Here is a 22,763-nt window from a genome sequence, read left to right on the forward strand (position 1 = left end):
ACAGGCCCTAGCCGTCAGTCGAGCGGTGCCGCGCGCTGCCACGGGTGTAGCGACTCCAGCTGTTCCGCCAGGCTCAGCAGGGCCGATTCGGCACCCGGCCGAGCGGCGAGCTGTACGGCGCAGGGGGCGCCCGACGGGAGGGTGCCGAAGGGGACGGACATCGCCGGCCAGCCCGTGAGGTTCCAGGGCGGTGTCATGGGCGAGTAGTTCGTGTTCGCCAGGATGTTGCGCAGCCAGCCGCGCTCGTGCCAGGGGCCGGCCTTGGGAGAACGGCGGGCGAGGGCCGGGGTGAGCAGGATGTCGTGCTCGGTGAAGAAGAGGGTCAGGCGGGTCCGGAGCACGTCGCGCCGGCTTCCGGTGCGGACCGAGTGGAGGAATCGGCGGCCGATCGCCGCGTGCACCCGGGTCCGGCGGGTCAGCCGCGCCGAGTCCAGGCCCTCCGCGTCCATCGCCGTGCCCGCCGTCCAGTGCTTGAGCGAGGTGAGGCTCAGCGACAAGGGATACGGCGGTTCGGCGCGCCGCACCTCGTGACCGGCTCCGGCCAGCAGCCCGGCCGCCTCCCGGACCGCGGTCGTATACGGCTTGGTGACGGTGACCCCTGCGAGCGGACTGCGCAGCGACACCGCGATCCGCAGCGGGGCCGGCTCGTCCCGGCGGACGAGCTCCGTGTCCGCGAGGAGGGACAGCGCGAGCCGCAGATCCTCGACCGTGGTGGCCAGCACCCCGTTCTCGGCCATGCCGAACCAGTCGCCGTTGCCGATGCCCGCCGGCACCACCCCGTGGCCCGGCTTCAGCGTGACCAGCCCGCAGTTGGCGGCCGGAATGCGCAGCGAGCCCATGCCGTCGTTGCCGAGCGCGATCGGCACCAGGCCGGCCGCCACCGCCGCCGCGCTGCCGCCCGACGAACCGCCCGCCGTGCGCGAGGTGTCCCAGGGATTGCGGGCGGTGCCGTGGACGCCGTCCGTCGTACCGAAGACACACAGTTCGGGCACGTTCGTCAGCCCCACGACCACCGCGCCCGCCGCCCGCAGCCGGGCCACGGTGACATGGTCCTCGGTGGCGGGCGTGTCCGGCGTCGCGGCCGAGCCGCTCCGGTTCGCCTCACCGCGCACCGCCAGGTTGTCCTTGACGGCGAGGGGCACACCCGCGAGGGGGAGATCGGCCAGGTCCGCGCGCGCCGCCACCTCGTCGGCCTCCGCGAGCGCCGCCTCCGCGCGCACCGTGCGGAACGCGCCGATCCGGCCGTCGAGCCGCTCGATCCGGGCGAGGTGCTCGGCCACCACCTCCCGAGGTGTGGCCCGCTTCTCGCGTACGGCGGCGGCGATCTCGGCGGCGGTCCGACCGACCCAACTGGTCACGGGCGCTCCTAGGAGGGGACGGGGTGGTGCGGCGGGCGTGTACTCGCCGGTAGCTCAGGTGCGTAGGAGAACTGTGCCCCCTTCCACGCCCCGCGTCGAGAGGTCGCAGGCCGCTTGGACAATCGGTCCGCCGCTGTTGGACTTTTCACCGGGCGGCCGTCTCCGCCGCTCGCCCAACTGGCAGGTCATCCGACCTATGGCCCAACTCGCCTACTACAGAGCCATGTTGCCAGGCCCCGGCACGTCTGAGCGTCACCGACGACGGCCGGCTTGTCCAGTAACCGCCGGACCAGCGCACCCCGGCCGTCTGGCACCTCGCCGCCCAGTGACCCAGGGCGCCGCGGCTGAATTCAGCGGGGTCAGTCGGCCCGGGCCGCTCCCATGCTGTCCCGCTCGATCAGCCGCGGCACCGGCACCCGTACGGTCCGTGCGGGGCCGCCGTCCAGCAGGGCCAGGAGTTTGCGTGCCGCCGTCGAGCCGAACTCCAATCTGTCCCTCGACAGCGCCGACAGCCACGGTTTGACGATGCGGCACAGCGCCGAGTCCTCCCAGGCCACCACCGACAGGTCGGCCGGGACGGCGAGCCGAGTTCGGACGCGGCGGCCACGCCGGCCACGGCCATCACGTCGTTGTCATAGATCAGGGCGGTCGGGGGAGCGGCGCCCTGCAGCACCCGGCGCGTGACGGCCGCCGCCTCGCTGTGCGGGTACTCTTCGCCTGCCTCCAGCGGTACTTCTTCCGCGGCGTCGGCGAAGGCGCCGTCAAGGGCTGAATTCCCGGCACCCGCACGCGCACCCCACGTGCGCACTACAGAACCAGGAACTCCATGCCTTCTGCCGTGCGCTTCGGCGTCAACTACACCCCGAGCCACGGGTGGTTCCATCACTGGCTCGACTTCGACCTGGACTCCGTACGCGCCGACCTCGACTCGATCGCCGCACTGGGCCTCGACCACGTCCGGGTCTTCCCGCTGTGGCCGTACTTCCAGCCCAACCGCACCCTGATCCGCCCGCGTGCCGTCGAACAGCTCGTCGCACTCGCCGACGCGGCGGCAGAACGCGGTCTCGATGTCAACGTGGACGGCCTGCAGGGGCACTTGAGCAGCTTCGACTTCCTGCCCGCCTGGACGCAGACCTGGCACCGGCGCAACATCTTCGCCGACCCGGACGTCGTCGAGGGCGAGGCGACGTATCTGCGCACCCTCGCCGCCGCGCTCGCCGACCGGCCCAACTTCATCGGGATGACGGTCGGCAACGAGGTCAACCAGTTCGCCGCCGGACCCCACCCCGACCCCGACCGCATCACCCCCGACCAGGCCGAGGCGTGGCTCACCCGGCTGCTCGCCGCCTGCGCCGAGGGCGCCCCCGGACGGCTGCACCTGCACGCCTCGTACGACGCCGCCTGGTACCAGGACGACCAGCCCTTCACCCCCGAGCACTCGGCCCGCCTCGGTGACCTCACCGCCGTGCACTCCTGGGTCTTCAACGGCACCGCCCAGCGCCACGGCCGTAGCTCCGTGCCGAGCGAGCACCATGCCGCATACCTCGTCGAACTGAGCAAAGCCTGGGCCGGCGAACCCCACCGCCCGGTCTGGCTGCAAGAGGTCGGCGCCCCCGCACCCCTGATCCCGCCCGAGCACGCGGCCGCCTTCACCGAGGCGACCGTCACCCACGCCCTGGAGTGCCCCGACCTGTGGGGCATCACCTGGTGGTGCTCCCACGACGTCTCGCGCGACCTCGCTGACTTCCCCGAACTCGAATACGGTCTGGGCCTGTTGACCAACGACCGGCGCCCCAAGGATTTCGCGCGCGTGCTGGCGGACACCGCCCGCGCGCGCCATACGGCCCCCGCCACGCGCGGCACGGCCCTCGTCGTACCCGCCGACCCGGCCGTCCGCTTCCGCTGCGCCCCAGGCGGCCCCGTCTTCGACGCCTACTTCCGGCTCGTCGCCGACGGGGTCCGCCCTACGGCCGTCCTCGACACATGCGCGGACGATATGGAACACCTTGCCGCGCGCGGCATCACTGAAGTGGTCACTCCCGACCAGGTACTCCCCACCGTTCCTTTGGACTGAGCAGAGTGAAGCCTGATCAGCCGCACGCCCCGAACGACCCGGCTGCCGATCACGGCCGACACGGTTGTCGAGCTGACGCATCGGACCGACGCTGGGAGTGTGAACGTCGAGCTCGCTGTCGCCACCGCCGAGCCGAGCGGCGCCGGTGCGACACCGCCGTACACCTGTCTGCCCTTGAACTCGGTCAGCAGGAGGGGCCGTGCCGCTGTGAACGGCTGGCAGACCACGGCCGTACGGCTGACCGGGCTGTCCGGCACCGTCCACGCGATCGGCGTCCGGCTCACCGCCACCACCGGCCCCGTGCGCTGGGGGCTCGGCGGACCCGCCGTCCACGACGGCAGTACGACCACGGCCGCCCCCGGCAACGTACGGATCACCGCCGCCACCGGAGGCGACCTGCGCTTTGCTTGGGACGCCGCCGTCGGGGACGTGCGCCACCGCGAACTCCACCGCGTCCTGCCCGACGGAACCCGGCGCTTTTTGGGCGGCACCGCGCAGCGGGCGTACTTCGTCCCCGGTCTCCAGCCGGAGCAGGGCAAGCGGACCGCACGGTTCGAAGTGCGTGCCGTAGGGGAGCTCTACCTCGCGTCGGCCCCCATGACCGTCACGCACACCTGGTAACCACCCGCGACCCAGCAATGGAGCACCCCGCATGCATGACGACCGCAGCCTGGTCGAAGGCCGTCTCAAGCGAGTCCTCGACGAGCGGATCCGCCCCGCCGTTTACCCCGAGTCCGTGCCCCTGCAGGTCGCGGTGTGGCACGCGCCCGGCGAACCCGTTCCGGTCGAGGAGGGGCTCGCCGCCGAGCCCGAACCGATCGAGGTGGGAGCCCGATGGGGTGCTCCCTGGGGCACCAGCTGGTTCCGGGTCACCGGAACCGTCCCCGAGGCCTGGGCCGGGAAGACCGTCGAGGCGCTCCTCGACCTCGGCTTCGACGAGAACATGCCCGGCTTCCAGTGCGAGGGCCTGGTCTACCGGCCCGACGGCACCCCGGTGAAGGGCCTCAACCCGCGCAACCAATGGGTGCGGATCGGCGCACCCGTCGAGGGCGGCGAGGAGGTACGGCTGCACATCGAGGCCGCATCCAACCCCGTCATCCTCGGGTACCACCCCTTCGTGCCCACTCAGCTCGGTGACAAGGAGACCGCGGGCAGCGCACCCCAGTACACGCTGGCCCGCATGGACCTCGCCGTTCTCGACGAGACCGTGTGGCAGCTGGTGATCGACCTGGAGGTGCTCGGCGAGCTGATGGCCGAGCTGCCCGCGGACTCGCCGCGCCGCTGGGAGATCCTGCGCGCGGTGGACCGGGCGCTGGACGCGGTCGACCTGCAGGACGTCAACGGGACTGCGACGCGGGCCCGTTCTCAGCTCACCGAGGTCCTGGCCGCACCCGCCGTGCCCTCCGCGCATCGGATCAGCGCCGTCGGGCACGCGCACATCGACTCGGCGTGGCTGTGGCCGCTGCGCGAGACCGTGCGCAAGGTCGCCCGCACGACCTCCAACATGACCGCCCTCATCGAGGACGAGCCCGACTTCGTCTTCGCCATGTCCCAGGCCCAGCAGTGGGCGTGGGTGAAGGAGCACCGGCCCGAGGTGTGGGCGCGGGTGAAGAAGGCCGTGGCAGAGGGGCGGTTCGTGCCCGCCGGCGGCATGTGGGTCGAGTCGGACACCAACATGCCGGGCTCGGAGGCGATGGCCCGTCAGTTCGTGCACGGCAAGCGGTTCTTCCTCGACGAGTTCGGCATCGAGAACGAGGAGGCCTGGCTGCCGGACACCTTCGGCTTCGCTGCCGGACTCCCGCAGATCATCAAGGCGGCCGGCTCCAAGTGGCTGCTCACCCAGAAGATCTCCTGGTCCCGGACGAACAAGTTCCCGCACCACACCTTCCAGTGGGAAGGGATCGACGGCACCCGGATCTTCACGCACTTCCCGCCCGTCGACACCTACAACTGCTCCATGCGCGGCAGCGAACTGGCCCACGCCGCCCGCAACTTCAAGGACAAGGGCAACGCCCGCCGCTCCCTCGCCCCCTCCGGCTGGGGCGACGGGGGCGGTGGCACGACCAGGGAGATGATCGCCAAGGCGGCCCGGCTGCGAGACCTCGAAGGCTCCGCCACCGTCGTCTGGGAGACCCCGCAGAAGTTCTTCGAGAAGGCCGAGGCCGAATACACCCACCCGCCCGTCTGGGTGGGCGAGCTCTACCTCGAACTCCACCGCGCCACCCTCACCAGCCAGGCCAAGACCAAGCAGGGCAACCGCCGCAGCGAACACCTCCTGCGCGAGGCAGAACTGTGGGCGGCCACGGCTGCCGTGCGGACCGGATTCCCGTACCCCTACGAGGAGTTGGACCGCATCTGGAAGACGGTCCTGCTGCACCAGTTCCACGACATCCTGCCGGGCTCCTCCATCGCCTGGGTGCACCGCGAGGCACGGGCGACGTACGACCGGATCGCCGCCGAGCTGGAGGCGATCATCGACGCCGCCCAGCGGGCTCTGGCCGGCGAGGGCACGACCGAGCTGGTGTTCAACTCGGCCCCGCACGCCCGCGACGGCGTCGCCGCGGGCAGCGCCGGAACACCCGAGACGGTCGGCGAGACGTCACTCACGCCGCGCCCGGGTGGCGGACACGTCCTGGACAACGGCCTGCTGCGCATCCAGATCGACGCCGCCGGACTCGTCGTCTCGGCGTACGACATCGCCGCCGACCGCGAGACGATCGCCCCCGGCAAGGCCGCGAACCTGCTCCAACTCCACCCGGACTTCCCGAACATGTGGGACGCGTGGGACGTGGACGCCTTCTACCGCAACACGGTCATGGACCTCACCGACGCCGACGAGGTGACCCCCGGTGAGGACGGTGCGTCGGTGCGGATCGTACGGTCCTTCGGCGACTCCCGTGTCACCCAGGTGCTGTCGCTGACGCCGGGGGAGCGCCGGCTGGTCCTCGACACGGAGGTCGACTGGCACGAGACGGAGAAGTTCCTCAAGCTGGCCTTCCCACTCGACGTGCACGCCGAACGGTACGCGTCCGAGACCCAGTTCGGGCACTTCCACCGCCCCACGCACACCAACACCTCCTGGGAGGCCGCCAAGTTCGAGGCCTGCAACCACCGCTTCGTGCACGTGGCGGAGCCGGGCTTCGGCGTCGCCGTCGTCAACGACTCGACGTACGGGCACGACGTGACCCGTACCGTCCGCACCGACGGCGACCTCGGTACGACCACCACGGTTCGGGTGTCGCTGCTGCGCGCCCCGCGCTTCCCCGACCCCGAGACGGACCAGGGCATCCACCGCTTCCGGCACGCTCTCGTCCCCGGCGCGGACATCGGGGACGCGGTCCGGGAGGGCTGGCGGATCAACCTGCCGCCGCGTCGGCTGACCGGCGCCGACGAGGTCGCCCCGCTGGTGACGGTGGACCAGGACGCGGTCGTGGTCACAGCGGTGAAGCTGGCCGACGACGGCAGCGGTGACGTCGTCGTCCGCTTCCACGAAGCCCACGGCGGACGCACCCGCGCCACGCTGACGGCGGGCTTCGAGGTCGCGGACGTGACGGTGACCGACCTGCTGGAGCGCCCGCTGGAGCAGACGGCGGCGCCGGAGCGCGACGGCGGACGGATCAGGGTGCGGCTGCGGCCGTTCGAGCTCGTGACCTTGAGGCTGCGGAGGGCGTGATGCTGAGGCTGCGCCGGTGGGCGTAGCGACACACCGCGCCGAACGGTGGGTTCGGCAGCGAGGACGGGCCGCGGTTCCGGCAGGGACCGCGGCCCGCTTCGTCGCCGGCGTACGGTCGAGCGGTCGGCTATCCGCCGAGTTGCGCCCGCAGCCACTCCTCCACCTCGCCGACGTGCGCGGCTGCCGCCGCACGTGCCGCCTCCGGGTCGCGGGCAGCCAACGCGCGGTGGATGGCTGCGTGTTCGCGGCGGGTGCGGGTGAAGGCGCCCTCCTCCTGGTAGCCGCGCCAGACACGGGCGCGGAACGTGCGGGAGGACAGGCCCTCCAGGATGGCCGCCATGGTGTCGTTGCCCGCGGCTGCCGCGATCTCCCGGTGGAAGGCCAGATCGTGGGCGAGGATCTGCTCGGGGTCGTCCGTCGCGTTCATCGCCGTGAGGTGTTTCTCGACCTCGGCCAGCTGGTCCGGGGTGATCCGTGCGGCGGCCAGCGCGGTCGCCGTCGACTCCAGGACCCGGCGCACCTCGAGGAGTTCCACCAGGCGCGGGCCGCGTGACAGGTCGGCGACCACCCCGAAGGTCTCCAGCAGGTCGCCCGCCTCCAGTGCCGTGACGTAGATGCCGGATCCGTGCCGGGCCTCCAGCACCCCCATGACCGTCAGCGCGCGGATCGCCTCCCGCATCGAGCTGCGGGACATGCTCAGTTGGGCCGCGAGGTCGCGCTCGGTGGGCAGTCGCTGGCCCGGTTCGAGGCGGCCCTCGGCGATCATCGCCTTGATCCGCTCGATGGCGCGCTGCGTCACGGTGCCCTTCTGCGGGGCTGTCTCGTCCACGCCACTCCTCCTGTCACCGATGCGCCGCAGTCTAATCACCGATGTGGTCGGACCACTACGGCCGATTCTCCGGGAAATCCGCCTCACAGGGGTGTTGTGAGCGTCAAGTGGTCTGATAAATATGCGGCCATCTGCTCGCACACGCTCGACGAGGAGCTGCCAGATGCCCGGCGGAACACTGCGGACACCGAGGAACCCCAGGAAGCAGCAGAGGAACCGGCACAGGTCCCGGATCGTCGGCGCGGCGGCCCTGGCCGTCGGCGCCACTCTCGTGCTCGCCGCGTGCGGCAGCACCAAGGACGACGGCGCCGGGAGTGCATCAGGCGGCGGCACCGGGAAGGTCGGGGTGATCCTGCCCCTGCTGACCTCGCCGTTCTGGCAGTCGTACAACGACTACGTGCCGAAGATGGCCAAGTCCGAGGGCGTCGACGCGTTGAAGACCGTCAACTCCAACAGTGACCCCTCACAGCAGATCACCGACATCAACAACGAGCTCAACCAGGGCGTCAGGGGCCTGGTCGTCGCCCCGCTGGACAGCGCCGCCATCGAGGCAGGGCTCGACCAGGCGGAGCGCAAGGGCGTGCCCGTCGTCGCCGTGGACGTCGCCCCGGACAAGGGCAAGGTCGCCATGGTGGTGCGCGCCGACAACGTGGCGTACGGCGAGAAAGCCTGCGACTACCTCGGACAGCACGTCAGCAGCGGCAAGGTCGTGCAGATCATGGGCGACCTCGCTTCGGTCAACGGCCGTGACCGCTCCGAGGCCTTCCGCTCCTGCGTCAAGGAGAAGTACCCGAAGCTCAAGGTCCTGGAGATCCCCGCCAAGTGGGAGTCCGACACCGCGGCCTCCAAGCTCGACACCCTGCTGAACGCCAACCCCGACATCAAGGGCATCTACATGCAGGCCGGCGGCGTCTATCTCGCGCCCACGCTGCAGACCCTGAAGTCCAAGAACATGCTGAAGACGGCGGGCGGCAAGGGCCACATCGTCATCGTCTCCAACGACGGCATCCCGCAGGAGTACGACGCGATCCGCAAGGGCGAGATCGACGCCACCGTCTCCCAGCCCGCCGACTCCTACGCAAAGTACGGCATGTACTACATCAAGGCGGCGATGGAGGGGAAGACGTTCAAGCCCGGACCGACCGACCACGACTCGACGATCGTCAAGCTGCCCAGCGGCATCCTCGAGGACCAGCTGCCCGCACCCCTGGTCACCAAGGAGAACGTCGACGACCCGAAGCTGTGGGGCAACACGGTCAAATGACGACGCCACCTGTCACCCCGCTCGTCCAAGCAGAGGGCATCGTCAAGCGGTACGGTCCCACGGTCGCCCTGGCTGACGGCCAACTCGCGGTGCTGCCCGGCGAGTCCCACGCCCTGGTCGGCCGCAACGGCGCGGGCAAGTCCACCCTGGTCAACGTCCTCACCGGACTCCAGGCCCCGGACGCGGGCACCGTCCGCTTCGACGGACGGCCCGCGCCCCCGCTCACCGACCGCGACGCCTGGCGCGGCAAGGTCGCCTGTGTCTACCAGAAGCCCACGGTCGTACCGGAGTTGACGGTCGCCGAGAACCTCTTCATCAACCGGCAGCCGTTGCGGCGCGGATTCATCACCTGGCGCAGGTTGCGCAGCGAGGCCGCCGCACTCCTCGACACCTGGGACGTCCATGTCGACCCGGACGCCCGCACCGCCGACCTCAAGGTCGAGGACCGCCAAATGGTCGAGATCGCACGGGCGTTGAGCTTCGGCGCCCGGTTCATCGTCCTCGACGAGCCGACCGCCCAGCTCGACAACCGGGAGATCGAGCGGCTGTTCGGCCGGATGCGGGCACTCCAGGACTCCGGCGTCACCTTCCTGTTCATCTCGCATCACCTCCAGGAGGTGTACGAGGTCTGCCAGACCGTCACCGTCCTGCGCGACGCCCGCTGGATCACCACCGCTCCCGTGGCCGAACTGCCCAGGGCGGCCCTGGTCGAGGCCATGGCGGGGGAGTCGGTCGAGGACGACGGGCCGGCCGGCGCCGCGGTGGCCGCCGACGCCCCGGTCGTGCTCGACGTACACGGGCTCACCTCCGCCGCGTACCGGGACGTCGACCTCACCGTCCGCCGCGGCGAGGTCCTCGGCCTCGCCGGAACCAGCGGCAGCGGCAAGACCGAGCTGGCCGAGACCCTCGCCGGGCTGCACACCCCCACCGGGGGAACAGTCCAACTGGACGGTGAGAAGCTCCCGTTCGGCGATGTGCACGCCGCGCTGGAGGCGGGCGTCGGCTGGGTGCCCCGCGATCGGCACGAGCAGGGCCTGGTCCCCGGCATGACCATCGGCGACAACTCCACCCTGAGCGTCCTGGACCGGCTCGGCCGCTACGGCTTCGTCGGCACCGAACGCAGGCGCCGCTTCGCCGCCGAGCTGATCGAGCGCCTCGACATCCACACCGAGGGCCCGGAACAGCCCGTATCCGACCTGTCCGGCGGCAACGCGCAGAAGGTCGTCATGGCCCGCGCCCTCGCCTCCGACCCCCGGCTGCTCGTCCTGATCAACCCCACCGCGGGCGTCGACGTGAAGTCCAAGGAGTCACTGCTGGCCCGCATGGACAGCGCCCGCGAGGACGGCACCGCCGTCCTCGCCGTCTCCGACGAACTGGACGACCTGCGCCGCTGCGACCGCGTCCTCGTCCTCTTCCACGGCCGCGTCGTCGCCGAGCACCCGGCGGGCTGGCGCGACCACGAGCTGATCGCCTCCATCGAAGGAGTGGACCATGGCTGACACCAAGGCTCCGCCGGTGACGCCGGTGAGCGTGACCGACGGTCGGTCGGCGAGGGCCGTGCTGCTGCGTCGGGCGCGGGAACTCGCCCTGGTCCCCGCGTTGTTGCTGTTGCTCGTACTCGGCGCCCTGCTCAACGACTCCTTCTTCACCGAGGCAACCCTCATCTCCATTCTGGCCTCGTCAGCCGCGCTTGCGATGGTGGTGCTCGCCGAGTCGCTGGTGCTCATCACCGGCAAGTTCGACCTGTCCCTCGAGTCGGTGGTCGGCATCGCACCGGCGGTGGCAGCGCTCCTGGTGCTGCCTGCCGCCCAGTCCGGCTGGGGCACGGAGTTCCCCCCTGCGCTCGCCCTGCTGGCCATCCCCCTGGTGGGCGCGGTCATCGGCGCCTTCAACGGCATCCTTGTGGTGAAGGTGAAGCTCAACGCGTTCATCGTCACGCTCGCCATGCTGATCATCCTGCGCGGACTCCTCGTCGGGGCCACGAAGGGCAAGACGTTGTTCGGAATGCCGGACGCCTTCTTCTCGATGGCCACCACCACGTTCCTGCGCATCCCGCTGTCGGTCTGGCTCGCAGCCGGTGCCTTCGCCGTCGCCGGGGTGGTGCTCAAGTACCACCGTGTCGGCCGGTCGTTGTACGCGATCGGCGGCAATCTGGAAGCGGCCCGCGCGGCCGGCATCCGCGTCGACCGCGTCCGACTGGGCGTCTACGTCGTCGCCGGTGTCATCGCCTCGATCGGTGGCCTCATGTACACCGGCTACGTCGGCGCGATCGGCGCCAATCAGGGCCAGAACATGATCTTCACGGTGTTTGCCGCTGCCGTCATCGGAGGCATCAGCCTCGACGGAGGCCGGGGCACCATGTTCGGGGCCCTCACGGGCGTTCTCCTGCTGGGTGTGGTCAAGACCATGCTCACCATGGCCCAAGTGCCGTCGTTCTGGATCGACGCCATCTACGGCGGAATCATCCTGCTCGCCCTCATGATCGCCCGAGCGACGACAGGCCGCGCCCAGGACTGACCACGCCCCGCCACCGACCGAAAGGCACTCTGTGTCCCCTACCCCCGTCCGGATCACCGCGGTCGACACCTACGACATCCGCTTCCCCACCTCCCGCGAGCTCGACGGCTCCGACGCGATGAACCCGGACCCTGACTACTCGGCCGCCTACGTCGTGCTGCGCACCGACGCACCGGACGGACCCGAGGGGCACGGCTTCACCTTCACCATCGGGCGGGGAAACGAGGTCCAGGTCGCCGCGCTCCACGCCCTGCGGCACCATGTGGTCGGACGGTCCGTCGACGAGCTGTGCGCGGACCCGGGCACCCTGAACCGCGCCCTGATCGGCGACAGCCAACTGCGCTGGCTCGGGCCCGAGAAGGGCGTGATGCACATGGCGATCGGCGCCCTGGTCAACGCCGTGTGGGACCTCGCCGCCAAACACGCCGGGAAACCGCTGTGGCAGCTGCTCGCCGACGCCGAACCGGATTGGCTGGTACGGCAGATCGACTTCCGCTATATCACGGACGCGCTCACCCCTGTGGAGGCGCTGCAGATCCTGACCCGCGGCCGGGCGGGTACCGCGGAGCGCCGGGCCCGGCTCCTCGAACGCGGCTACCCCGCCTACACCACGTCCGCCGGCTGGCTCGGCTACGACGACGAGAAACTCACCCGTCTCGCCGCCGAAGCGGTGGCCGACGGCTTCCGGCAGATCAAGCTGAAGGTCGGCGCCGACCTGGCGGACGACGTACGGCGCTGCCGCGTCGCCCGCTCCGTGGTCGGACCTGACGTGCGCCTCGCGATCGACGCCAACCAGCGCTGGAACGTGGACGAGGCGATCAGCTGGACCAAGGCCCTCGCCGAGTTCGACCCGTACTGGATCGAGGAACCCACCAGCCCCGACGACATCCTCGGCCACGCGGCGATCCGCCGGGCCGTGGCGCCGGTCAAGGTCGCCACCGGCGAACACGTCCAGAACCGCATCGTGTTCAAGCAGCTGCTCCAGGCCGGCGCGATCGACGTGGTGCAGATCGACGCGGCCCGGGTCGGCGGCGTCAACGAGAACCTCGCCATCCTGCTGCTGGCGGCCAAGTTCGGCGTCCCCGTCTGCCCGCACGCGGGCGGAGTGGGCCTGTGCGAACTCGTCCAGCACCTCTCGATGTTCGACTACCTGGCCGTCTCCGGCACCACCGACGAGCGGGTCATCGAGTACGTCGACCATCTGCACGAGCACTTCCTCGACCCGGTGGTGATCCGTCAAGGTCACTACACGGCACCCACCGCGCCGGGCTTCTCGGCCACCATGCGCCCCGAGTCCATCGCGCAGTACACGTTCCCCGGCGGCGCCTTCTGGGCCGCCGACCCCGACACCCGGAAGGGACAGGAGGCATGAACGACTTCGAGGGCCTGAGGGCCCTGGTGACCGGCGGCGCGTCCGGGATCGGCCGGGCCACCGCCGAACTTCTCGTCGAGCGCGGCGCCCAGGTCGCCGTCCTCGACCTTGACCCCTCCTCGGTCGACAAGCCGCTCCTCGGGCACCGCGCCGACGTCACCGACGACACCTCGGTACGGGGGGCCGTCGCCGCCGCCGTGGCCGAACTCGGCGGATTCGACGTCCTGGTCAACAATGCGGGGATCGGCGCACAGGGCACCGTGGAGGACAACGACGACGACGAATGGCACCGCGCCTTCGACGTCAACGTGCTCGGCATGGTCCGCGTCGCCCGCGCCGCCCTCCCGCACCTGCGCGCGTCGGACCACGCGGCCATCGTCAACACCTGCTCCATCGCGGCCACCGCGGGCCTTCCGCAACGAGCCCTGTACAGCGCGACCAAGGGCGCCGTGTACTCCCTGACCCTGGCCATGGCCGCCGACCACGTCCGCGAGGGCATCCGCGTCAACTGCGTCAACCCCGGTACGGTGGACACCCCGTGGGTCGGCCGCCTCCTTGACGCGGCCCACGACCCGGTCGCCGAACGCGCTGCCCTCGAGGCCCGTCAGCCCACCGGACGCCTCGTCTCCGCCGCCGAAGTCGCCGGAGCCATCGCCTACTTGGCCAGTCCGCTGTCCGGCGCCACCACCGGCATCGCGCTCGCCGTGGACGGCGGCATGCAGGGCCTCCGGCTCCGTCCGGCGGGCCGATGAGCACGCTGGGCCGCAGTGGCGTCGAGGTCAGCCCCCTCGCCTTCGGCGCCGCCGGAATCGGCAACCTGTACACCGAGGTCGGTGACGACGCCGCGCACGAGGCGGTGAGCGCCGCCTGGGAGGCGGGCGTCCGCTATTTCGACACCGCCCCGCACTACGGCCTCGGCCTCTCCGAGCGCCGACTCGGAGCCGCCCTACGCGAGTTCCCGCGGTCCGCGTACACGGTCTCCACCAAGGTGGGCCGCCGCCTGGAGTCGTCCGACGCGGACGGCGACGACCTCGCCAACGGCTTCGCCGTACCCGCCCGGCACCGCCGCGTATGGGACTTCAGTGCCGACGGCATCCGCCGAACCCTCGACGCCAGTCTGGAACGCCTCGGTCTCGACCGGGTGGACGTCGTCTACCTCCACGACCCCGACGACCACGCCGAACAGGTCTTCCGCGAGGGCTATCCCGCCCTGGAGAAACTCCGCGCGGAGGGCGTGGTGGGCGCGATCGGCGCGGGCATGAACCAGGCCGGAATGCTCACCCGGTTCGTGCGCGACACCGACGTGGACGTGGTGCTCTGCGCCGGCCGCTACACCCTGCTCGACCAGAGCGCCGGCGTCGATCTGTTGCCCGCCGCCGTCGAGCGGGGCGTGTCCGTCGTCATCGGCGGTGCGTTCAACTCCGGTCTGCTGGCAGATCCGAAGCCCGGAGCGACGTACAACTACGCCGAAGCGCCCACCGATCTGCTCGACCGGGCCCTGCGCATGCGGGCGGTCGCCGACCGCCACGGCATCAGCCTGCGCGCCGCCGCCCTCGCCTTCTGCTCCGCACACCCGGCCGTCGCCACCGTCCTGGTCGGCGCCCGCACGGCGGCCGAAGTACGAGACTGCGCCGAGCAGTTCGGGACCCCTGTCCCGGCCGCCTTCTGGCAGGAACTGCGCGACACCGGCCTGCTGCCCACCGAGGAGCCGTCATGAGAGTCGCCCTGCACACCAAGGTCCGCGCGAACCGCGTCGCCGAGTACGAGGGCGCCCACCGTGAGGTGCCGAAGGAACTGACGGCGGCCATACGCGCCGCCGACGCCACCTCCTGGACCATATGGCGCAGCGGCACCGACCTCTTCCATCTGTTGGAGTGCGAGGACTACGCCCGGCTTCTCGCCGAGCTGAAGGAACTGCCCGTCAACGTCGCCTGGCAGGCCCGGATGGCCGAACTCCTCGACGTCGTGCACGACTACTCCGACGAGGGCGCGGAAGCCGGGCTGCCCGTCGTATGGGAGCTGCCATGACGGTCGACGCCCACCACCACGTCTGGGACCTGCCGGTCCGGGACCAGGACTGGCTCACCGGACCCGGACTCCGGCCCCTCAGACGGAACTTCACGATCGCCGACCTCGAACCCGAGGCCCGGGCGGCCGGTGTGGACCGTACCGTGCTCGTCCAGACGGTCACCGTCCCTGAGGAGACCCCGGAGTTCCTCGCCCTCGCGGCCGCACACGACCTGATCGCGGGCGTGGTCGGCTGGACCGACCTCACCCGCCCCGACATCGCCGACGAACTCGCCCGACTGTGCGAACTCCCCGGCGGCCACAACTTGAAGGGCATCCGCCACCAGGTACAGGGCGAACCGGATCCGGAGTGGCTGCTGCGCCCGGACGTACACCGCGGCCTGGCCGCCGTCGCCGACGCGGGCCTGGTGTACGACCTCGTCGTGCTGCCCCACCAGCTCCCGGCGTGCGCCAAGGCCGCCGCGGAATTGCCTCAACTCACCTTCGTACTCGACCACTTGGGCAAACCACCGGTCGCCGCGCACGCACGCGAGCCCTGGGAGACGTCCCTCCGAGCCCTCGCCGCCCTCCCCAACACGGCCGCCAAGCTCTCCGGCCTGGTCACCGAGGCCGACTTCGCCGCCTGGACGACCGACGACCTGCGCCCGTACGCCGAGGTGGCCCTGGACGCCTTCGGTCCCGGCCGCCTGATGTTCGGCTCCGACTGGCCGGTGTGCACCCTGGCGGCCACCTACGGCGAAGTGCTGGACGCGGCCCAGGAGGTGACGGCCGGCCTCAGCCGCAGCGAACGCACCCAGGTGTTCGAGGGCACCGCCACCCGCGTCTACGACCTCTGACTCACCGCCGCCAGCCGGGTCGGCGGCAGATACTCCCGTACGTACGTCCGCTCCCAGCACGCCCCAGTCTCCCGCAGCTCCCGCCAGCTCGTGTACTGGTAGCGGAACAGGCCGGCACGGACGTAGCGCGGCGGCTGATCCGGTGGGAAGGGCGAGCGGCGCAGCAGCCTCAGCGTGTCCCGGTCGTTCTCGAGGAGCCGCTCCACCAGACCCCCGAACCACTCCCCGGCGTACGCCGGCGACAGACCCGCGAACCACATCAGCCAGTCCAGCCGCAGATGGTAGGGAGCGAACTGGCGCGGCCAGTGCCGTGGATCGCCGGGCTTGCCCTTGAACTCGTACTCCCGCCAGTCCGAGTCCTCGTGTGGTAGGTCGTCCAGCGTGCCCTCGATCACCACCTCGTAGCGGAACCGGCTGACGCTGCCGAACGCGCCGTAGGTGTTGACGAGGTGGAGCGGATCGAAGGAGCGGTTCATGACCTGGCGGCGGGAGATCATGTTCACCACCGGGTGGTAGCTGAGGCAGGCCAGGAGCGCGGCCACGGCCAGGACCAGTACCTCGTACCAGAGCGGGGCCGCGGGCACCGACGGCGCGCCAGCGGGGATGCGGAGCGCCGACAGGGCCAGCACGATGGTGATCCAGTTCAGCCAGGAGAAGTTGCCGGACAGCACCAGCCACAGCTGGGTGACGATCATCAGGGACGCGGCGGCCGTGGCGATCGGCTGCGGGGTGAACAGCAGCACGGGCACCACAAGTTGGGTGAAGTGGTTCGCCGCCACCTCCACCCGGTGCGCCGGTTTCGGCAGATGGTGGAAGAACCAGCTCAGCGGGCCCGGCATCGGCTGGGTCTCGTGGTGGTAGTACAGGCAGGTCAGCTTCCGCCAGCACGCGTCGCCGCGCATCTTGATCAGACCGGCGCCGAACTCGACCCGGAACAGGATCCAGCGCAGCAGGAACAGCACCAGGACGGGCGGCGCGACCTTGCCGTTGCCCAGGAACGCGGCGAGGAAGCCGACCTCGAGCAGCAGCGACTCCCAGCCGAACGCGTACCAGGTCTGGCCGACGTTGACGATCGACAGATACAGCGCCCAGGGCACCAGCCACAGCGGGATCGCGCCCCACAGCGGGAGTTGTGAGTCCAGACCCGCGAGCAGGGCAATGGAGACGGCACAGCCCGCCCAGGAGCAGGCCGCGAAGAAGCGGTCCGAGTAGTGCAGTTGGAACACGCTCGGCGCGTGCCGGAAGGCCACCCGGCGCACGAACCGGGGGATCGGCAGCATGCCGCGCTCGCCCAGCAGGGCACGGAACTGCAGCGCCGCCGCCAGGAACGCGACGACGTACACACCGGCGAGAGCCCGCTGGAAGACCAGTCGGCTCCACCAGTACTCGGGTGCGGTGAACCAGTCCACGGCCGTGCGCTCCTGACTCCATTGTGACGCCGCACGCGATTGTCACTCTCCGTGGCGTGCTGCTCCGCTTGTGTGACCCAAGCGAGTGAAGCAGACAATAGTGGCGAACTGTCCGACATGACGTGGGAGAACGCGGTGCGGATACCCACCGGAAGCATCGTCACGGCCTGTGCGCTCGTGGCGGTGCTGCTCGTCGCCGGACACGTCGGACGTATGGCCGGCGCCGACGGCGGCAGCGCCACTGCGCCCCCGCTCACCCGGACGGCCCCACCGGCCGTGCCCGCGGCGACCACCGGCAATGCCTTCGCGTCGCGGTCCCTCTCCACTCCCCGCACAGCGCCTACCCGGGCCCCACCGGGTCGAAGAATCAGACGAATCCTGGCAAGGTGGCTCCATGGCTGATCGGGGAGCGAGCGCCCAGTCAGTCCCGGACGACTGGCCCGCCCACTCGGATCCGATCCTGGCGCTCAACCGCATGGGCACCTTCGACTGGGACCTGGACGCGGGTCTGTTCCACATGGACGCCCAGGCTTACGAGGTGTTCGACATCCTCCCGGAGGAATTCGACGGGCGCCCCGACAGCCTCGCGATCCGCGTGCCCCGGCCGGAGGGCAGCCGACTCGACACCGTGGTCTCCCGGGCCATCAAGGACGGCAGCGAGAACTACGGGGCCTACTTCCGCATCCGCCGCCGCGACGGCACCCCGCGCTGGACCCACACTCAGGGCTACATCCGGCGCGACGAGACGGGCCGGCCGCGCCGGATCATCGGGATCGTCCGCGACGCCACCCAGGAACTGGAGGAGAGCGAGGCACGCAGCCTGCGCGCCGCCCAGGACGCCGCCTTCCGCCAGCAGACCAACGTCGTGCAGATCATCACGGCGGCCCTCTCCCACGCCCGCAGCGTCCAGGACGTCATCGACGTCCTCAAGGACACCCACGGCGTACGGAACATCGGCGCCGCCAGCCTGGTGATGGGCCTCGTCGAGGCGGGCCGTATCCGCCTGGTCGCCGAGGGACCCGAGGGCAGCTTCGTGCCGGGCACCCGGATCACCCGGATCGACGAGCCGTACCCCATGGGCGAGGTCGTGCGCACCCTCAGCCCGCGCTTCATCGAGTCGCCGGAGGAGTTCGCCGACGGCTACCCGATCCTCTGGCCGCACATCACCGACCTGAACATCATCTCCGCCGCCTATCTGCCCCTGATCGCGCAGGCCCGCCCGATCGGCGCCATGGGCCTCCTCTACAACGACCGGTGCGGATTCTCGACGGAGGAGCGGGCCGTCCTCGTCGCCCTCGGCAGCAGCATCGCGCAGAGCCTGCAGCGCGCCATGCTCTACGAGCAGGAGAAGGACCTCGCCCAGGGACTCCAGCAGGCGATGCTGCCGCGCACCATCCCCAGCGTCCGCGGCGCCGACGTCGCCGTCCGCTACCGCGCCGGATCCGCCGCCGGCTCCCTCGGCCGGGACATCGGCGGCGACTGGTACGACCTCATCCCGCTGCCGGGCGGCCGCGTCGGCGCCGTGATCGGCGACGTCCAGGGCCACGACACGCACGCGGCTGCCGTCATGGGCCAGCTGCGCATCGTGCTGCGGGCGTACGCCGCCGAGGGCCACACCCCGGCCACGGTGATGGCCCGCGCCTCCGTCTTCCTGCACGAACTCGACACCGACCGGTTCGCGACCTGCCTGTACGCGGAGGCCGACCTGACCACCGGCGTCGTCCAGGTGGTCCGGGCCGGCCACATCGACCCGCTGATCCGGCACCAGGACGGCGGCTGCCGCCGAGTCACCGTCCATGGCGGACTGCCGCTCGGCCTGTCCGCAGAGTTCGGGCGGCTCGAATACCCGGTCACCGCCATCGAACTCGAACCTGCCCAGACCCTGCTGCTGTGCACCGACGGACTCGTCGAGCAACCCGGCGCCGATCTTGACGACGGCATGGACCTGCTCACCACCCTCATCGCCTCGGGCCCGGACGACGTACGCGAACTCGCCGACCGGCTGATCGAGATGGCCGAGGCACGCGGCGGCGACGACGATGTGGCCCTGCTCCTGCTGCGCCGCCGCGGCCCGGACTCGGTGCAGACCGGCGGCCGGCTCCAGCAGCATGTGGCGCCCGGCGATCCCGAGGCGCTCACCCTGGCCCGGCACATGATCCGCGCCGCGGTCTGCGCCTGGGGCGCCCGGGCCCGCGCCGACGAGATCGAGCTGGTCGCCGACGAACTGATCACCAACGCCCTGATGCACACCGAGGGCTCGGCGATCGTCACGCTCAGGGTGCTCAGCGGCAGCGAGCGCAGACTGCGCGTCGAGATCGAGGACTCCTCCAGCGCCCTGCCGCGCCGCCGCGAGGCTGGGGAGAACGGGGTCTCGGGGCGTGGCCTGCTCCTCGTCGACCGGCTCACCGACGTGTGGGGCGTCGAGGCGCGCGGCGGTGGCAAGTGCGTGTGGTGCGAGTTCCTGATGCCGAACGCGCCTGACTCACCGGACCGCACCGGGCCTGGATGGCACTCTTGACGTATGCCGGAACTCCCCGAGGTGGAAGCCCTCAAGGACTTCCTGACCGAGAACCTGGTCGGCCACGAGATCGTGCGGGTGCTGCCCGTCGCGATCAGCGTCCTGAAGACGTACGACCCGCCGCCCACCGCCGTCGAGGGCCACGAGATCACCGCCGTGCACCGGTACGGCAAGTTCCTGGACCTGGAGACGGACGGCGGTCCGCACTTCGTGACCCATCTGGCCCGCGCGGGCTGGCTCCAGTGGAAGGACCGGCTCCCCGACGGCCCGCCCCGCCCCGGCAAGGGCCCCCTCGCCCTGCGCGTCGCCCTGGAGACCGGCGCGGGCTTCGACCTCACCGAGGCCGGGACGCAGAAACGCCTAGCGGTGTACGTCGTCCACGACCCGCACGACGTGCCCGGCATCGCCCGTCTCGGCCCGGACCCGCTCGCCGCCGACTTCGACGAGTCCCGCTTCGCCGCCCTCCTGAAGGACGAACGCCGGCAGCTCAAGGGCGCCCTGCGCGACCAGAGCCTGATCGCCGGTGTGGGGAACGCGTACAGCGACGAGATCCTGCACGCCGCGAAGATGTCCCCGTTCAAGCTGGCCGCTTCACTCACCCCGGAGGAGACCGGGCGGCTCTACGAGGCGCTGCGCACCACCCTCACCGAGGCGGTCGAACGCTCCCGGGGAGTTGCCGCCGGGCGCCTCAAGGCGGAGAAGAAGAGCGGCCTGCGCGTCCACGGTCGTACGGGCGAGCCCTGTCCGGTCTGCGGCGACACCATCCGCGAGGTCTCCTTCAGCGACTCCTCGCTGCAGTACTGCCCGACCTGCCAGACGGGCGGCAAGCCCCTGGCGGACCGCCGGATGTCCCGGCTGCTGAAGTAGCTGCCTAGGGGGCGTCGAGCGTCACCAGGCGGGCGCCGTCGGCGGTGCGCACCTCGTAGCGGTCGATCTCGTCCGGATGCAGCGCCGAGTCGCCCTCCACGGTGTCCGTCCCCGTGCTGTGGTCGCCCACGGTCCAGCTGGTCACGACCTGCTCCGTGCCGTCTCGGCCGATGGCGACGAGGCGGCACGAGCGCGGTCCCGCCACGTCCTTGACCCGCAGCTCCACATCGCTGCCCCAGTACTTGTCCTCGGCCTTCACCTGCGCCCACACCCCCGTTCGTGCGTCGGTCGCCGCGGTGACCCGGGCGCCGGAGCTCCCGTGACCGGCGTACACGGCGACGCCGGGGCCGGCCACGGCGATCACCACCGAGGCGGCCAGACCGTACAGCAGGCGCCGGCGGCGGGCCCGGTGCCGGACGGCCACCTCGCCGAGGAGGCGGTCCAGGAGTCGGGAGCCGGGCTGGGCCAGGGGGTGCACAAAGCGCGGAGTGGCCCGCCGGTAGAGCAGCAACTGGCGTGCCGTAGGACCGAATTCGGTCACGAGGGCCGTGCAGCGGGGGCACACCATGAGGTGGTCCTCGAAGCGGAAGGCCTCCGCCTCGTCCAGCACGCCGAGCGCGTACGCGCCGACGTCGCGATGCCGATCCTGGGACCTCATGCCGAATCCTCGTGCCGTTGGGTGCGGGTGGGGTTACTCCTTGCTCCCACCGGTACGCACCAGACCGCCGAATCACTCAAGCCACCCGGCAAGTCGGAACCCAGGTGTTCGGAGCCGTACGGCCCGCGGATTGGTCCCGGACCAGAAATCTAGAAAAGATGGATCGCAAGGTGTCCCAGGGGCAGTCCGAGCCGCCAGGCGGGCGTCCACACCTTCGGTCCGTCGTCCTCGCCGACCACCGCCCCGCCGCCCGGAACGGCGTCCAGGTCGGGGGCGAGCAGCTCTGTCTCCTGGAGCCAGCGCCAGGCGTCCGCCGCCAGGTCCAGGTCCGGCGAGGGGCTCGCCGACCGGACCGCCTCGGCGGCGACCTGGGCCATCCGCTCGCGCACCCAGTCCTGCCACGGCTGGTCGTACGCCGTCAGCGAGAGCCAGGTCTCCAGCTGGGAGACGACCCGGATGCCGGACAGTTCGCCGTCGATGTCGGACAGGAAGATGGTCAGTGCCAGCGCGTCACGGCCGGCCCGGAACTCGAAGGAGGTGGGCGGCATCAGGTCGCCGGTCCGCAGCAGTTCGTCCGCGATGTACTCGGCGTACAGCCAGGCCATGGGGACGGTGAGTTCTCCCCCGCCGGTGCCGTCCGTACTCTCTTGACCTCTGTGCAGCATCCCTTCCTGCCTTCCTCCGGTGCCTGCGCGTCGCCCGAACCCGAGCCTCCGGTCCGGAACACGGATGAAGACAGCTGATTGCTCAAACATGGTCCTCAGCAAGGCGCTTTGCGAAGGCTTGACCCGGCCTCCGGTTTCACCGCAGGTCGGCTGCGTAACCCGGAAGCACCCGGCGCAGGGCGCGCAGCGCGTAGTACGCGCGCGACTTCACGGTACCGGGCGGAATCCCCAGCGTCCGAGCGGCCTCCGCAACACTCGCCCCTTGGAAATACACGAGCACCAGGACTTCACGGTGCTCCGGAGTGAGAGTCTTCACAGCCTCGCGGACGTCGAGCGTCGCGGCCGACCGCTCGGCGTGGTCGGCGCACACCCGCGCGTTCTCCAGGATCGCGTCGCCGACCTCCGGCGGCCGCGCCTGCCGGGCCCGCCGCGCGTCGATCGCGAGCCGCCGGCCCACGGTCAGCAGCCAGGGCCGTACGGAGTCGAAGTGGTCGGCGCGCAGCGCCTCGGGATGCTGCCAGGCGCGTACGAGGGTCTCCTGCACGAGGTCCTCGGCGCGCTGCCGGTCCCCGTCGCACAGCCGCAGCAGCAGCGCGAAGAGCGGGCGGCCGTGCTCGCGCTGCAGCGCGGCGAGCTCGTGCTCGGCGGTCGTCGTCCCGTGGGCGAGGGTGGTTCCGGCCGTCATGGCCGTATGG

The 22,763-nt window shown here is 71.0% G+C and carries 19 protein-coding genes and 1 pseudogene; 13 read left to right on the forward strand and 7 right to left on the reverse strand.

Annotated features, from left to right (window positions below; all coding sequences use genetic code 11):
* Positions 1-14 precede the first annotated feature (14 nt).
* Both ACFYXB_RS14365 and ACFYXB_RS14370 read right to left on the reverse strand, forming a co-directional pair.
* Positions 15-1,358: an amidase gene (locus tag ACFYXB_RS14365; RefSeq protein ID WP_389581587.1), complete on the reverse strand. Its 1,344-nt coding sequence runs from the start codon at positions 1,356-1,358 to the stop codon at positions 15-17.
* Between the two features lie 359 nt (positions 1,359-1,717).
* Positions 1,718-2,058 (reverse strand): annotated as a pseudogene (locus ACFYXB_RS14370) (substrate-binding domain-containing protein); the annotation flags it as partial.
* Between the two features lie 126 nt (positions 2,059-2,184).
* Between ACFYXB_RS14370 and ACFYXB_RS14375 the strand changes: the two are divergent.
* The 3 genes from ACFYXB_RS14375 (at position 2,185) to ACFYXB_RS14385 (ending at position 7,105) form a co-directional block, all read left to right on the forward strand.
* Entirely contained in the window at positions 2,185-3,432 is a 1,248-nt protein-coding gene (locus tag ACFYXB_RS14375) for a glycosyl hydrolase (RefSeq protein WP_389581590.1), read from the forward strand.
* Positions 3,433-3,531: 99 nt separating this feature from the next.
* Positions 3,532-4,053: a hypothetical protein gene (locus tag ACFYXB_RS14380; protein ID WP_389581592.1), complete on the forward strand. Its 522-nt coding sequence runs from the start codon at positions 3,532-3,534 to the stop codon at positions 4,051-4,053.
* Between the two features lie 31 nt (positions 4,054-4,084).
* Complete coding sequence (locus ACFYXB_RS14385; protein WP_389581594.1) at positions 4,085-7,105, forward strand: alpha-mannosidase; 3,021 nt, start codon at positions 4,085-4,087, stop codon at positions 7,103-7,105.
* Positions 7,106-7,232: 127 nt separating this feature from the next.
* Here the strand turns inward: ACFYXB_RS14385 and ACFYXB_RS14390 are convergent, their stop codons facing one another.
* Positions 7,233-7,934 (reverse strand): FCD domain-containing protein, encoded by a 702-nt coding sequence (locus ACFYXB_RS14390; protein WP_351358511.1) that lies wholly within the window; start codon positions 7,932-7,934, stop codon positions 7,233-7,235.
* Positions 7,935-8,097: 163 nt separating this feature from the next.
* Between ACFYXB_RS14390 and ACFYXB_RS14395 the strand changes: the two genes are divergently transcribed.
* From ACFYXB_RS14395 to ACFYXB_RS14430, 8 genes are read left to right on the forward strand one after another with little or no spacing between them, the layout of a single operon-like run.
* The gene (locus tag ACFYXB_RS14395) at positions 8,098-9,198 is read left to right on the forward strand and encodes a sugar ABC transporter substrate-binding protein (protein ID WP_389581597.1); all 1,101 of its coding nucleotides are present in this window, start codon (positions 8,098-8,100) and stop codon (positions 9,196-9,198) included.
* Positions 9,195-10,697 (forward strand): sugar ABC transporter ATP-binding protein, encoded by a 1,503-nt coding sequence (locus ACFYXB_RS14400; protein WP_389581599.1) that lies wholly within the window; start codon positions 9,195-9,197, stop codon positions 10,695-10,697. The genes ACFYXB_RS14395 and ACFYXB_RS14400 overlap by 4 nt, the downstream gene beginning before the upstream one ends.
* The gene (locus tag ACFYXB_RS14405) at positions 10,690-11,715 is read left to right on the forward strand and encodes an ABC transporter permease (RefSeq protein ID WP_351358502.1); all 1,026 of its coding nucleotides are present in this window, start codon (positions 10,690-10,692) and stop codon (positions 11,713-11,715) included. Before ACFYXB_RS14400 ends, ACFYXB_RS14405 begins: the two co-directional genes overlap by 8 nt.
* A gap of 31 nt (positions 11,716-11,746) precedes the next feature.
* Positions 11,747-13,087 (forward strand): L-fuconate dehydratase, encoded by a 1,341-nt coding sequence (locus ACFYXB_RS14410; protein WP_389581602.1) that lies wholly within the window; start codon positions 11,747-11,749, stop codon positions 13,085-13,087.
* Positions 13,084-13,839 (forward strand): SDR family NAD(P)-dependent oxidoreductase, encoded by a 756-nt coding sequence (locus tag ACFYXB_RS14415; RefSeq protein ID WP_389581605.1) that lies wholly within the window; start codon positions 13,084-13,086, stop codon positions 13,837-13,839. The genes ACFYXB_RS14410 and ACFYXB_RS14415 overlap by 4 nt, the downstream gene beginning before the upstream one ends.
* Positions 13,836-14,804: an aldo/keto reductase gene (locus ACFYXB_RS14420; RefSeq protein WP_389581608.1), complete on the forward strand. Its 969-nt coding sequence runs from the start codon at positions 13,836-13,838 to the stop codon at positions 14,802-14,804. Before ACFYXB_RS14415 ends, ACFYXB_RS14420 begins: the two co-directional genes overlap by 4 nt.
* Positions 14,801-15,115 carry an L-rhamnose mutarotase gene (locus ACFYXB_RS14425; RefSeq protein WP_389581610.1) on the forward strand — a complete coding sequence of 105 codons (315 nt, stop codon included), beginning with the start codon at positions 14,801-14,803 and terminating at the stop codon, positions 15,113-15,115. Before ACFYXB_RS14420 ends, ACFYXB_RS14425 begins: the two co-directional genes overlap by 4 nt.
* On the forward strand, positions 15,112-15,951 hold the full coding sequence (locus ACFYXB_RS14430; RefSeq protein ID WP_389581613.1) for an amidohydrolase family protein: 840 nt from the start codon (positions 15,112-15,114) through the stop codon (positions 15,949-15,951). The genes ACFYXB_RS14425 and ACFYXB_RS14430 overlap by 4 nt, the downstream gene beginning before the upstream one ends.
* Here ACFYXB_RS14430 and ACFYXB_RS14435 read toward each other — a convergent pair.
* Positions 15,939-17,360, reverse strand: coding sequence for a lipase maturation factor family protein (locus tag ACFYXB_RS14435; RefSeq protein WP_389581614.1), 1,422 nt, complete (start codon positions 17,358-17,360; stop codon positions 15,939-15,941). The genes ACFYXB_RS14430 and ACFYXB_RS14435 overlap by 13 nt on opposite strands.
* 394 nt (positions 17,361-17,754) lie before the next feature.
* Here ACFYXB_RS14435 and ACFYXB_RS14440 point away from each other — a divergent pair, with 394 nt between their 5' ends.
* Together ACFYXB_RS14440 and ACFYXB_RS14445 are read left to right on the forward strand one after the other, a co-directional pair.
* A complete protein-coding gene (locus ACFYXB_RS14440) occupies positions 17,755-19,878 on the forward strand; it encodes a SpoIIE family protein phosphatase (RefSeq protein WP_389581617.1) in 2,124 nt (707 codons plus the stop codon).
* 3 nt (positions 19,879-19,881) lie between these two features.
* The gene (locus ACFYXB_RS14445) at positions 19,882-20,745 is read left to right on the forward strand and encodes a DNA-formamidopyrimidine glycosylase family protein (protein ID WP_351358479.1); all 864 of its coding nucleotides are present in this window, start codon (positions 19,882-19,884) and stop codon (positions 20,743-20,745) included.
* A 4-nt stretch (positions 20,746-20,749) separates the two neighbouring features.
* On the opposite strand, the gene ACFYXB_RS14450 is transcribed toward ACFYXB_RS14445, so the two are convergent.
* The 3 genes from ACFYXB_RS14450 to ACFYXB_RS14460 all read right to left on the reverse strand — a co-directional run bounded on the left by ACFYXB_RS14450 (position 20,750) and on the right by ACFYXB_RS14460 (position 22,753).
* Positions 20,750-21,403, reverse strand: a complete 654-nt coding sequence (locus ACFYXB_RS14450) for a zf-HC2 domain-containing protein (protein WP_389581620.1) — start codon at positions 21,401-21,403, stop codon at positions 20,750-20,752.
* Positions 21,404-21,552: 149 nt separating this feature from the next.
* Positions 21,553-22,068 carry a hypothetical protein gene (locus tag ACFYXB_RS14455; RefSeq protein WP_388510505.1) on the reverse strand — a complete coding sequence of 172 codons (516 nt, stop codon included), beginning with the start codon at positions 22,066-22,068 and terminating at the stop codon, positions 21,553-21,555.
* Between the two features lie 136 nt (positions 22,069-22,204).
* The gene (locus ACFYXB_RS14460; protein WP_389581623.1) at positions 22,205-22,753 is read right to left on the reverse strand and encodes a sigma-70 family RNA polymerase sigma factor; all 549 of its coding nucleotides are present in this window, start codon (positions 22,751-22,753) and stop codon (positions 22,205-22,207) included.
* Positions 22,754-22,763 lie beyond the last annotated feature (10 nt).

It is taken from the genome of Streptomyces sp. NPDC002619, from assembly GCF_042889305.1.
Lineage (GTDB): Bacteria > Actinomycetota > Actinomycetes > Streptomycetales > Streptomycetaceae > Streptomyces.